Origin of the sequence: Pseudomonas sp. EggHat1, assembly GCF_014892995.1 — a bacterium.
Lineage (GTDB): Bacteria > Pseudomonadota > Gammaproteobacteria > Pseudomonadales > Pseudomonadaceae > Aquipseudomonas > Aquipseudomonas chaetocerotis.
Genome location: NZ_JACKQK010000001.1, coordinates 906,084 through 918,014 on the forward strand (window position 1 = coordinate 906,084; position 11,931 = coordinate 918,014).

11 protein-coding genes are annotated in these 11,931 nt (G+C 61.0%); 1 reads left to right on the plus strand and 10 read right to left on the minus strand.

Annotated elements, in window-relative coordinates; translation table 11 throughout:
• Positions 1-52: 52 nt before the first annotated feature.
• From argE to INS93_RS04100, 3 genes are all read right to left on the minus strand, one after another.
• Positions 53-1,219, minus strand: coding sequence for an acetylornithine deacetylase (gene argE, locus INS93_RS04090; RefSeq protein WP_192980398.1), 1,167 nt, complete (start codon positions 1,217-1,219; stop codon positions 53-55).
• 68 nt (positions 1,220-1,287) lie between these two features.
• Positions 1,288-2,559, minus strand: a complete 1,272-nt coding sequence (locus INS93_RS04095; RefSeq protein WP_160018946.1) for an inorganic phosphate transporter — start codon at positions 2,557-2,559, stop codon at positions 1,288-1,290.
• Between the two features lie 39 nt (positions 2,560-2,598).
• Positions 2,599-3,276, minus strand: coding sequence for a TIGR00153 family protein (locus tag INS93_RS04100; RefSeq protein WP_192980399.1), 678 nt, complete (start codon positions 3,274-3,276; stop codon positions 2,599-2,601).
• 112 nt (positions 3,277-3,388) lie between these two features.
• On the opposite strand from INS93_RS04100, the gene INS93_RS04105 reads away from it, so the two are divergent.
• Positions 3,389-4,753 carry an inorganic triphosphatase gene (locus tag INS93_RS04105; RefSeq protein WP_192980400.1) on the plus strand — a complete coding sequence of 455 codons (1,365 nt, stop codon included), beginning with the start codon at positions 3,389-3,391 and terminating at the stop codon, positions 4,751-4,753.
• Between the two features lie 173 nt (positions 4,754-4,926).
• On the opposite strand, the gene INS93_RS04110 is transcribed toward INS93_RS04105, so the two are convergent.
• The 7 genes from INS93_RS04110 to INS93_RS04140 form a co-directional block, all read right to left on the minus strand.
• A complete protein-coding gene (locus INS93_RS04110; protein ID WP_192980401.1) occupies positions 4,927-5,814 on the minus strand; it encodes an ABC transporter permease subunit in 888 nt (295 codons plus the stop codon).
• The gene (locus tag INS93_RS04115; protein WP_162843949.1) at positions 5,811-6,692 is read right to left on the minus strand and encodes an ABC transporter permease subunit; all 882 of its coding nucleotides are present in this window, start codon (positions 6,690-6,692) and stop codon (positions 5,811-5,813) included. The genes INS93_RS04110 and INS93_RS04115 overlap by 4 nt, the downstream gene beginning before the upstream one ends.
• Before the next feature lie 23 nt (positions 6,693-6,715).
• On the minus strand, positions 6,716-7,870 hold the full coding sequence (gene potA / locus INS93_RS04120; RefSeq protein WP_192980402.1) for a polyamine ABC transporter ATP-binding protein: 1,155 nt from the start codon (positions 7,868-7,870) through the stop codon (positions 6,716-6,718).
• Positions 7,871-7,924: 54 nt separating this feature from the next.
• Entirely contained in the window at positions 7,925-9,016 is a 1,092-nt protein-coding gene (locus tag INS93_RS04125) for a polyamine ABC transporter substrate-binding protein (RefSeq protein ID WP_192980403.1), read from the minus strand.
• 68 nt (positions 9,017-9,084) lie between these two features.
• Entirely contained in the window at positions 9,085-10,179 is a 1,095-nt protein-coding gene (locus INS93_RS04130) for a polyamine ABC transporter substrate-binding protein (RefSeq protein WP_192980404.1), read from the minus strand.
• Between the two features lie 67 nt (positions 10,180-10,246).
• The gene (locus tag INS93_RS04135; protein ID WP_160018940.1) at positions 10,247-11,344 is read right to left on the minus strand and encodes a polyamine ABC transporter substrate-binding protein; all 1,098 of its coding nucleotides are present in this window, start codon (positions 11,342-11,344) and stop codon (positions 10,247-10,249) included.
• A gap of 137 nt (positions 11,345-11,481) precedes the next feature.
• Positions 11,482-11,931, minus strand: a 450-nt coding sequence (locus tag INS93_RS04140; protein ID WP_192980405.1) for an aminotransferase class III-fold pyridoxal phosphate-dependent enzyme, incomplete at its 5' end; no start/stop codon positions are given.

Here is an 11,931-nt window from a genome sequence, read left to right on the forward strand (position 1 = left end):
ATAGGGCGGGTACAACCCGCCATGAGCGATAGGGCGGGCTCGGGGCTGGCTCTCATCGTCGTTGCACGTCTTCACTCCGCGTCAGGCAATAGTGTTGGATCAGTTGGCGCAGCAGCACCACGGTAGGTTCGATGCGAGCCAGCTCCAGGTGTTCCCCGGGCTGGTGTGCGCAGTCGATGTCGCCGGGGCCAAGCACCAGTGTCTCGCAGCCAAGTTGCTGAAGATAAGGCGCCTCGGTGCCAAATGCCACCGCTTGCGCGCGGTGCCCGGTCAGACGCTCGGCCAGGCGCACCAGCTCGGCATCGGCAGCCTGCTCGAAGGGCGGCACGGCCGGGAACAGCGGGCCGTAGTCGATGCGCACCTGGTGCTTGAGCGCCATCGGCTGCAACTTGCCGCGAATCGCCTCACGCAGCTGCTCCGGGTCCATGCCCGGCAACGGGCGCAGGTCGAACTCCAGCGCGCACTGGCCACAGATACGGTTGGGGTTGTCGCCGCCATGGATGCAGCCAAGATTCAGCGTCGGTTGCGGCACGCCGAATTGCGGGTTGTTGAATTCGCGCTGCCACTGCGCGCGCAGGCCGCGCAGCTCGCCCATCACGTCCTGCATGGCCTCCAATGCGCTGCGGCCGAGCGCCGGGTCGGAGGAATGGCCACTCTGGCCGAGGATATCGATACGCTCCATCATCACGCCCTTGTGCAGGCGGATGGGTTTGAGCCCGGTCGGCTCTCCGATCACTGCCGCACGGCCAAGCGGCCGGCCGGCATCGGCCAGGGCACGAGCGCCTGCCATCGAGCTTTCTTCATCACAGGTGGCGAGAATCAGCAGAGGTTGCCGGAACGGCTGATCGAGTAGCGGTCGCACGGCTTCGATGGCCAGGGCGAAGAAACCCTTCATGTCGCAACTGCCAAGGCCCACCCAGCGGTCACCGACTTCGGTCAGCTTGAGCGGGTCGGTCTGCCACAGCGCGGCATCGAACGGCACGGTATCACTGTGCCCGGCCAGCACCAGACCACCGGGGCCGGAGCCGTAGCTGGCGAGCAGGTTGAATTTGCCGGGGGCGATCTGCTGGGTTTCGCAGGTAAACCCCAGATCACCGAGCCAGGCGGCGAGCAGATCGATCACAGGCGCGTTGCTCTGATCCCAGTTCGGCTGGGTACAGCTCACTGAAGGCGCGGCGATCAGCGCGGCGAACTGCTCTTGAAAGGACGGCAAGGGCATCAGCACTCTCCTGGGTCGGAGCTCCATCATAGGAGCATCCAACCGCAGGGGAAACCGTCAGGACGGGATCAGACCCCGCCGAACAGCGCGCGCAGAATGAAGAAGAAGACGATCGACAGAATCGCACCGGCCGGCAGGGTGATGATCCAGGACAGGAAGATCTTGCCGATCATGCCCAGGTTCAGCGCACCGATACCACGAGCCAGACCGACACCGAGAATCGCGCCGACCAGGGTGTGGGTGGTGGAAACCGGCAGACCCAGGCCCGAGGCGCTGACCACGGTGGTGGCTGCGGCCAGTTCAGCGGCAAAACCACGGCTTGGCGTCAGCTCGGTGATTTCCTTGCCGATGGTGGCGATGACCTTGTAACCATAAGTGGCCAGGCCGACCACGATACCCAGTGCACCCAGCAGCAGGATCCAGCCCGGAACGATGGACTTCTCACCTGCAGCCAGCTCACCGCCGCTCTGGATGACACCGACGATGGCGGCCAGCGGACCAACGGCATTGGCCACATCGTTGGAACCGTGGGCGAACGCCATGGCACAAGCGGTGAAGATCATCAGAATGGCGAACACTTTCTCCACGCTGGAGAAATGGAAGGCCTTGTCCGCTTCAGCATCGACATGAATGCGGCTGAGCAGGGCGATACCGATCAGCATGACCAGCACACCGATACCGAGCGAGAGCATGAAGCCTTCGGTGCTGGAGAGGTTCAGACCGACGTGCTTGAGACCCTTGGTCATGGTCATCAGCGAGATCATGAAGCCTGTGATGAACATGTAAAGCGGCACGTAGCGCTTGGCATTCAGGAAGGGGTTGTCAGTGTCGATGATCAACTTCTGCACACTGACGAACAGACAGAAGGAGATGATACCGGCCAGCATTGGCGTGACCACCCAACTGGCAACGATGGGACCAACGCCGCCCCAGTGCACAGCATCCATCGACACGCCGACCGCAGCGAAACCGATCACGGCACCGACGATGGTGTGCGTGGTCGAAACCGGCCAGCCGCGCGTCGAAGCCACCAGCAGCCAGGTACCTGCCGCCAGCAAAGCCGACATCATCCCCAGCACCATCAGGTTGGGGCTGATCATGTTGGCATCGACGATACCGTTCTTGATGGTTTCGGTCACCTCGCCGCCAGCCAGGTAGGCACCGGCAAACTCGAAGACCATGGCGATGATGATCGCCTGCTTGATAGTAAGTGCACGCGAGCCAACGGATGTACCCATAGCATTGGCTACATCGTTGGCTCCAACACCCCAGGCCATGAAAAAACCGAAAAGGCAGGCAAGAACGAGCAGAACGAGCCCGTAGTCCGCAATAAGAGACATAAATTAGTTTTCCGTAGATCCCAGAAAGGACACTGGCGCTTAGCGCGCCAGCAGTTGTTCCAGTCGGTTGCCCACTCGTTGGGCACGGTCGGCGACATCGCCGACCCAGTCGATGATCTGATAGAGGAACATCACATCGACCGGGGGAAGGTCCTTCTCCAGCTTGAACAGGTTGCGGCGTACCTCGATCTGCAGACGATCGGTATCGTTTTCGATCGAACCGAGTTCCTCGATCAGGGTTTCCACAAGTACAGCTTCACGGCCGGCGAAACCGGTCTCGAGCAGCTCGTCCAATTCGTTCATTGCCTTCAGCGCCTGAGCGCTGGCATCCACGCTGCGCTGCACATAGATGCGCATCAGCGGCTGCAACGGCTGTGGAATAGCCATCTGCCGGCCGAGCATCAGGCCAGCGATGTCCTTGGCACGGTTGGCGACTTTGTCCTGTACACTGAGCAGCTCGAGCAGGTCCGAACGCGGCACTGGCAGGAACAGGCTCTTGGGCAGGTGCAGGCGCACGCTTTTCTTCAGCTTGTCGGCCTCGTGCTCCAGCCGGGACATCTCCTGTTGTACCTGTTCCACCTTGGCCCAGTCCTCGACCATTATGGCTTCGAAGAAAGGCACCAGGTTCGCCGCGCACTCGTGAGCCTTGGCGATATGCTGTTGCATGGGGCCGATGGGTGAACGGCCGAACAGGCTGACAAAGGGATTGATAGGCATAGGGTAAGCCCCCGTTTTGAGAAGGTCGCAAGTATAGGGACCGGCTTCGTCATTCGCCAGCGCGTGTCATCGCTCTGTCACATTTTCATAAAAGGCTATCTAGCTCTCCACCATGGTCAAAGAAACCGAAATCAAACTGCGCGCCAGCCGCGCTACCCTGGCCGCCCTGCGTGAACATCCGTTGCTGAAAAAACGCAACAAGAGTGGCTGGCAGCGCGGCGAGCTGTTCAACCAGTACTACGACACGCCGGACCGTGAGCTGGCCGGGGCCAAGGTCGCCCTGCGTCTGCGCCGTGATGGCGAGCAGTTCATCCAGACCCTGAAGAGCCGTGGCCAGAGCGTCGCCGGCCTGTCCGAGCGCAACGAGTGGGACTGGTACCTGAGCAAGGCCAAGCTCGACCTGAAAAAGCTCGATGACAGCTGCTGGCCAGCCAGCCTGGCCGAGCTGGACAAGAAAACCCTGCAGCCGCTGTTCACCACCGACTTCGTTCGCGAAAAAGCCGAGATCGCCTGGGGCCGTGGCAAGGCCAAGGTGATCATCGAAGCCGCGCTGGACCTGGGCAAGGTAATCGCCGGAGAGGGCGAAGAAGAGATTTGCGAGCTGGAGCTGGAGTTGCGCCAGGGCGAACCCGCCGCGCTGCTGGAACTGGCCTGCGAGCTGGCCGCCGAACTGCCGCTGATGCCCTGCGACATCAGCAAGGCCGAGCGCGGCTATCGTCTGTTCGATGCCGGCAGCTACAACCTGAGCCTGCCGGCTCCCGAACTTGACGCCGAGATGAGCCTGGACGATGCCTTCGCCGCGCTTGCCTGGCATCTGCTCGGCGCCAGCCAGCGACTGGCCGAACAATATCGCTGGAACGGCCATTGGAGTCTGTTGCAACAATGGCTGGAGCAACTGATCGACCTGCGCGCCCTGCTCGCCAGCCTCGGTCAGGCAGCGCCCCGCAGCAGCTCACGTGAATTGCGCGAAGCGCTCGATGCCCTGCTCGATGACTGGCGTCCGCGCCTGGCAGCCGGCCAAGGCGACGACAGCATGCGGCGCAATGCGCCGGCGCTGTTCGCTGCCGAACTGGATGGTTGCCGCTGGGGCCTGGTGTCGCTGAAGCTGTCGCACTGGCTGCTGCTACGCAGCTGGACGGCGGAGCGCAACAATCGCGGTAATCGCCAGGGCAATGCAGCCCTGGGCAACTGGTTACCGACCCTGCTGAACGAAGAAGGTAATGCCCTGCAACTGCGCCGCTACCAGCAGCAGCCGGAAGATCTGGCCGAGCAGATGCCGCGCCTGGAGCGCCTGCTGGTCTGGCTGCGCCTGGCGCGAGGCGTACTGGAAGTCCCCGAGGTCGACCGTCTGTATGGCGAGCTGAACAAGCTGTACGGCCTGGCTCAACAAGATCTTGACGAAGAGCAGCGCCAGTTGCGTGCGACTCAGACGCAGATAGTGAGCAGCCTCAAGGCCTGGAAGGCGTTGGTCAAATAGTGCAAGACTCGGTGCGCACAGTGCACCCTACCGCTGGAAGGTGTTGGTGAAATAATCGCCTACACACTGTGAGAGGCGCTTCAGCGGCGAGCTTGGACGTCGCGGCTACAGCCCCTCCCACACACCATGAAAAACGGGCCCCGAAGGGCCCGTTTTTCATTTCAGCGTGCAGCTCAGTTGCTGCTGGGGTTGCGACGACTGTCGACGACCTGCTGCCAGGACGGATTGGCGGTCTCGTCCATGGCTTGTTGCATGGCCTTCTTGCGCTTTTCTTCGGCACGATGGGCGAAGAACCAGGCCAGGAAAGTGGCGAACGACACCGCCAGCAGGATCAGGCTGGCCACCGCATTGATCTCCGGCTTAACCCCCAGACGCACGGCGGAGAAGATCTCCATCGGCAGGGTGGTCGCACCAGGACCGGAAACGAAGCTGGCCAGTACCAGGTCATCCAGCGACAGGGCGAAGGACATCATCGCCCCCGCTGCCAGCGACGGCGCGATCATCGGCACGGTGATCAGGAAGAACACTTTCCACGGCCGCGCCCCCAGGTCCATGGCCGCTTCTTCGATGGACATGTCCAGCTCACGCAGACGCGACGAAACCACGACCGCTACATAGGCCGAGCAGAAGGTGGTGTGGGCGATCCAGATGGTGGTCATGCCACGCTGCATCGGCCAGCCGATCAGTTGCGCCATCAGTACGAACAGCAGCAGCAACGACAGACCGGTGATCACTTCCGGCATCACCAGCGGCGCGGTGACCAGGCCACCGAACAGCGTACGCCCCTTGAAGTGGGTGATGCGGGTCAGCACGAAGGCCGCCAGGGTGCCCAGCGCCACCGCCGCGATGGCGGTGTAGCAGGCGATTTCCAGCGAGCGCATCACCGAGTTCATCAGCTGGGTATTGTCCAGCAGGCCGACGTACCACTTCACCGACCAACCGCCCCACACCGTTACCAGCCGCGAGGCGTTGAACGAGTAGATGACCAGGATGACCATGGGCAGGTAGATGAATACCAGGCCGGCCCAGAGCATGATGCTGGAGAAACTGAAACGCTTCATGGGCGGCCCTCCAGTTCCTTGGCTTGGTTACGGTTAAAGAGAATGATGGGCACGATCAGGATCGCCAGCATCACCACAGCCAGAGCGGAAGCCACAGGCCAGTCGCGGTTGTTGAAGAACTCCTGCCACAGCACCTTGCCGATCATCAGGGTCTCCGGGCCACCAAGCAGCTCGGGGATGACGAACTCGCCGACCACCGGAATGAACACCAGCATGGAACCGGCGATGATGCCGTTCTTCGACAGCGGCACGGTGATCTTCCAGAAATTGTTGAAATTGCTCGAACCCAGGTCCGAAGCAGCCTCCAGCAGGCTGAGGTCGTGCTTCACCAGGTTGGCGTAGAGCGGCAGGATCATGAACGGCAGATACGAATACACGACGCCGATATAGACCGCGGTGTTGGTGTTGAGAATCTGCAGCGGCGTATCGATCAGGCCAATGCCCATCAGCAGGCTGTTGAGCAGGCCGTTGTTGCCGAGAATACCCATCCAGGCATAGACGCGGATCAGGATCGCAGTCCAGGTCGGCATCATGATCAACAGCAGCAGTACGGTCTGGTGTTCTTTCGGCGCACGCGCGATGGCATAGGCCATCGGGTAGCCGATCAGCAGGCAGAGCAAGGTGCTGAAGAAGGCGATCTGCAGCGACCCCAGGTAAGCCGACAGGTACAGGGCATCTTCGCTGAGGAAGATGTAGTTACCGAAGTTCAACAGCAGCGTCAGCTTGTTGTCTGCCCACTGGTAGATTTCCGTGTAGGGCGGAATCGCCACGTCGGCTTCGGCGAAGCTGATCTTCAGCACAATGATGAAGGGCAGCAGGAAGAACATGAATAGCCAGAGGAAAGGTATGCCGATAACGGCATGCCGCCCAGTGGGCAGATAGCGCGCCAGTTTGCTCGGTTTCATGATTGCAGTACCACGCCGCTGTCGTCTTCCCAGTACACCACCACCGGATCGTCCCAGGTCGGACGCTTGCCACGGCGCTCGGCGTTGGCGATGAAGCACTGCACGATCTGCCCGGAAGTGAGTTTGACGTGGTACACCGAGTGACCACCGAGGTAGGCGATGTCGTGCACGTGGCCACGGCTCCAGTTGTACTCTGGATGCTCGTGGTCATCCGGCAGCGCGGTGGCCATCAGCAGTTTTTCCGGGCGCAGGGCGTAGCTGACGGACTTGTTTTCGGCGCGCGTACTGACGCCGTGGCCGATGTAGATCGGCTTTTCCAGTTGCGGGCAATCGATGATCGCGTGGTCGACTTCGTCAGTGGTGATCTGGCCGTCGAAGAGGTTGACGTTGCCGATGAACTCGCACACCAGACGGCTGGTGGGCGTCTCGTAGATGTCGATCGGGCTGCCGGTCTGGGCGATCCAGCCCAGGTGCATGATGGCGATGCGCTGGGCCATGGTCATGGCCTCTTCCTGGTCGTGGGTCACCATCACGCAGGTCACGCCGACCCGCTCGATGATCTCCACCAGCTCCAGTTGCATCTGCGAACGCAGCTTCTTGTCCAGCGCGCCCATCGGTTCGTCGAGCAGCAGCAGCTTGGGGCGTTTGGCCAGGGAGCGGGCCAGGGCCACGCGCTGACGCTGACCACCGGAGAGCTGATGCGGCTTGCGCTTGGCGTACTGGGTCATGTGCACCAGTTTGAGCATCTCGGCCACGCGCTCGTCGATCTCGGCCTTGGGCAGTTTGTCCTGCTGCAGACCGAAGGCGATGTTCTGCGCCACGGTCATGTGCGGGAACAGCGCATAGGACTGGAACATCATGTTGATCGGCCGCTGGTACGGCGGCATGTCAGTGATGTCGACGCCATCGAGGATGATGCGCCCTTCGGTCGGCCGCTCGAAGCCGGCGAGCATGCGCAGCAGGGTCGATTTACCCGAGCCGGAGCCGCCCAGCAAGGCAAAGATCTCGCCCTTGTTGATGGTCAGCGAGACGTCATCGACGGCTATGGTCTCGTCGAACTTCTTGGTCACCCGATCGATCTTGACCAGCACCTCTTTCGGTGTCTGATCCCCCTCGAGGGCTTTTTTGTAGGCGCTGGAGGCAACAGCCATTATTGGAAAACTCCCGGAAGATTGTGCCCGACCCCTGTGGCCGGGCAGGAACGATTACTGACCCGACTTGACCTTGGTCCAACTGCGGGTCATCAGGCGCTGCACGCGAACCGGCAGCTCGGCGGAGATGTACAGCTTGTCCAGCACCGCTTGTGACGGGTAGATGGACGGGTCGTTGCGGACTTCCTCATCCATGAATTCATCCGCCTTGGTATTGGGGTTGGCATAACCGACGTAGTCACTGACTTCGGCGATCACCTCGGGCTCGAGGAGGAAGTTGATGAAGGTGTGCGCCTGTTCGGCGTTCGCCGCATCGACGGGAATGGCCATCATGTCGAACCAGAGGTTGGCGCCTTCCTTGGGAATGCTGTAGGCGATTTCGATGCCCTTGCCGGCCTCGTCGGCGCGATCGGCGGCCTGCAGGATGTCGCCGGAGAAGCCGGCAGCCACGCAGATGTTGCCGTTGGCCAGATCGCCGATGTACTTGGAGCTGTGGAAGTAGGTGACGTAGGGACGCACCTCCAGCAGCTTGGCTTCGGCCTTGGCGTAGTCGTCGGGATTGGTGCTGTTGGGGTCCAGACCAAGGTAATTGAGCATGGCCGGGATCATTTCATCACCGGAATCGAGGAAGGCTACGCCGCACTGGCTGAGCTTCTTGATGTTGTCCGGCTCGAACAGAACGGCCCAGGAATCGATCTCCTCGACACCGAGCGCGGCCTTGACCTTCTCGACGTTGTAGCCGATGCCGTTGGTGCCCCACAGGTAGGGCACCGAATACTGGTTGCCGGGGTCGTTGGTTTCCAGTTGCTTGAGCAGCGCCGGATCGAGGTTGTCCCAGTTGCTCAGCTTGGTGCGATCCAGCGGCTGGAAGGCGCCGGCGCGAATCTGCTTGCCGAGGAAGTGGTTGGAGGGCACCACCACATCGTAGCCGCTGCGGCCGGCGAGCAGTTTGCCTTCGAGGGTCTCGTTGGAGTCGAAGACGTCATAGACCGGCTTGATGCCAGTTTTCGCCTCGAACTTGGCCAGAGTCTCTTCGCCGATGTAATCGCTCCAGTTGTAGATATGCACGGTTGGCTGGGCCAGAGCGGCGCCACAGAAAGCGGAAGCCGCCATCGCGATCAGAGACTTGGGCAGGGTAACTCGCACAGTATCGTCCTCGTTTTTGTGTGCCGAGCGGAAAAGGCGCGGCACTTTATAGGAAAATCGTTCGTCGATCAGCGGCCGCTTTTGATTCGCGTCCAATCACGGGTCAGCCAGCGCTGCACTTCCGGCGAACGCTCCTCGGCGACATACAGCTTGGCCATCACGTCCTTGCCGGGATACACACCCGGATTGTTGCGCACGCTCTCATCGACCAGTTCGGTGGCCTTGAGGTTGGGGTTGGCGTAGGCAACGTAGTCACTGATCTTGGCGATCACGTCGGGGCGCAGCAGGTAGTTGATGAACTCGTGTGCTTCGGCGACGTTCTTGGCATCCTTGGGGATGGCCAGCAGGTCCGCCCACATGGCGGTGCCTTCCTTGGGAATGATGTAGATGATCTCGTCGCTGCGGCCGGCCTCTTCCGCCCGATCAGCGGCCTGCAGCACGTCACCGGAGTAACCGAAAGCGGCGCAGATGTTGCCGTTGGCCAGATCGGATATGAATTTCGAGCTGTGGAAGTAGGTGATGTAAGGACGCACCTTCATCATCTGCTCGGAGGCCTTCTCGTAGTCTTCGCGTTTGGTGGTGTGCGGCGACAGGCCCAGGTAGTTGACCGTCTGTGGCAGCACTTCGTCGCCTGAATCGAGCAGGGCGATACCGCAGGATGCGAGCTTCTCGGCGTACTTCGGATCGAACAGCAGTTCCCAGGAATCGAGCGGCGCATCGTCGCCCAGCACGGCGCGCGCCTTGGTGGCGTTCAGGCCGATGCCATTGGTGCCCCACAGGTAGGGCACCGAGTATTCGTTGCCGGGGTCGCCCGCGGCCAGGTTCTTCATGATGGTCGGATCGAGATTGACCAGGTTGGGCAGTTTGGACTTGTCCAGTTTCAGGTAGGTGCCGGCACGTACCTGCTTGGCCAGAAAGTGGTTGGTAGGCACCACCACGTCATAGCCGCTCTGGCCGGTGGCCAGCTTGCCATCGAGGGTTTCGTTGGAGTCGAAAACGTCGTACACCACCTTGATACCGGTTTCCTTCTCGAACTCGGCGATGGTGTCCGGCGCAATATAGTCGGACCAGTTGTAGACCTTGACCACGCGATCATCTGCATGGGCTACAGATATGCCAATGGCGGCGGCGACCAGGCCAGCCAGCAGGGTAGAACGACGCATAACGTTTCCTCTTCTTGCGATTTGGGTGCCTGGCGGGCGAACCCGCCAGGCGGCGTTGCTTCGTTGCTTAGCGGCCGGATTTGATCTTGGTCCAGCTGCGGGTCATGGTGCGCTGCACCGCCGGCGCCAGGTCCGGGAAGGTGTAGATCTTCTTCAGCACTTCCGGAGTCGGGTATACGCCCGGGTCGGTACGCAGCGCCTCATCCACAAGTGGAGTGGCAGCGGCGTTGCCGTTGGGGAACTGCACGTAGTTGGTGATGCTGGCCATCACCTCCGGCTTCATCAGGTAGTTGAGAAACACGTGGGCAGACTCGACATTCTTGGCGTCAGCCGGCACGGCCAGCATGTCGAAGAAGGAACCCGCGCCTTCCTTCGGAATGTTGTAGCCAACTTGCACGCCGTTCTTGGCTTCTTCGGCGCGCGCCTTGCTCTGGTAGATGTCACCCGAGTAGCCGATAGCGACGCAGATGTTGCCGTTGGCCAGGTCGGAGATGTACTTGGAGCTGTGGAAGTAGGCCACCGAAGGACGGATGGAGAGGAACAGCTCCTCGGCCTTCTTCAGCTCGTCGGCCTTGCTGCTATCCGGGGCATAGCCCAGGTAATGCAGAGCGGCAGGGAGGATTTCGGTCGGCGAGTCGAGGAAGGAAACACCGCAGGACTTCAGCTTTTCCATGTTCTCCGGCTTGAACACCAGATCCCAGGAGTCGACCGGCGCGTCTTCGCCGAGTACGGCCTTGACCTTCTCGACGTTGTAGCCAATACCGATGGTGCCCCACATGTAGGGGATCGAGTACTGGTTACCCGGGTCGCTCGGATCCAGAGCCTTGAGCAGGTCCTTGTCCAGGTTCGACCAGTTCGGCAGCTTGGACTTGTCCAGCTTCTGGAACACGCCGGCCTTGATCTGCTTGGCCAGGAAGGGGTTGGACGGTACCACCACGTCGTAACCGGAGCTGCCGGCCAGCAACTTGGCTTCCAGCACTTCGTTGCTGTCGAAGACGTCGTAGACGACCTTGATGCCGGTTTCCTTCTCGAAGTTGGCCAGAGTGTCTTCGGCGATGTAATCGCTCCAGTTGTAGACATGCAGCACTTTGTCGTCAGCCTGAGCAGCGCTTGCCACGGCTGCGGTCAGGGACAACGCGAGAAGGGTCTTGCCGAATGTTTTCATGCGTACAGCTCCTGTTGTTGTGTCGATATTCCAGAGGTCGCGCAAGCCGTTCGAATCAGGCTGGTTCACGCACTCTGGCGCAGTCTGGCAAGGTCATGGCACCGCTGACAACTTTCCGTGACTGCGGGCTTTCAGACCTACAGGTCACGCAGGGTCAGATCCAGGCACTTGCGTGCTTTCTCCACCAGCTCATCCACTTCCGCCAGGCTGATCACCAGTGGCGGCGCGATGATCATGGTGTCGCCCACGGCGCGCATGATCAGACCATTATTAAAGCAGTGGCCGCGGCAGATCATGCCTACCGCCTTGTCACCCGGATAACGTTTGCGCGTCGCCTTGTCCTGTACCAACTCGATGGCACCCAGCATCCCGACACCACGCACTTCGCCCACCAGTGGGTGATCCGCCAACTCACGTAGACGACGCTGCAAATACGGTGCCGTTTCTGCCTTCACCCGTTCGACGATGCCTTCGTCCTTGAGAATGCGCAGGTTCTCCAACCCCACCGCTGCCGCCACCGGGTGGCCGGAATAAGTGAAACCGTGGTTGAAGTCACCATGCGCTTCGATCACCTCGAACACCTTGTC

What these genes read in the sequence shown, in the direction of transcription:
- argE (WP_192980398.1), bottom strand. Translation starts at nt 1,219, where the DNA reads ATGCCCTTGCCGTCCTTTCAAGAGCAGTTCGCCGCGCTGATCGCCGCG.
- INS93_RS04100 (WP_192980399.1), bottom strand. Translation starts at nt 3,276, where the DNA reads ATGCCTATCAATCCCTTTGTCAGCCTGTTCGGCCGTTCACCCATCGGC.
- potA (WP_192980402.1), bottom strand. Translation starts at nt 7,870, where the DNA reads ATGGCTGTTGCCTCCAGCGCCTACAAAAAAGCCCTCGAGGGGGATCAG.
- INS93_RS04095 (WP_160018946.1), bottom strand. Translation starts at nt 2,559, where the DNA reads ATGTCTCTTATTGCGGACTACGGGCTCGTTCTGCTCGTTCTTGCCTGC.
- INS93_RS04110 (WP_192980401.1), bottom strand. Translation starts at nt 5,814, where the DNA reads ATGAAGCGTTTCAGTTTCTCCAGCATCATGCTCTGGGCCGGCCTGGTA.
- INS93_RS04105 (WP_192980400.1), top strand. Translation starts at nt 3,389, where the DNA reads ATGGTCAAAGAAACCGAAATCAAACTGCGCGCCAGCCGCGCTACCCTG.
- INS93_RS04130 (WP_192980404.1), bottom strand. Translation starts at nt 10,179, where the DNA reads ATGCGTCGTTCTACCCTGCTGGCTGGCCTGGTCGCCGCCGCCATTGGC.
- INS93_RS04135 (WP_160018940.1), bottom strand. Translation starts at nt 11,344, where the DNA reads ATGAAAACATTCGGCAAGACCCTTCTCGCGTTGTCCCTGACCGCAGCC.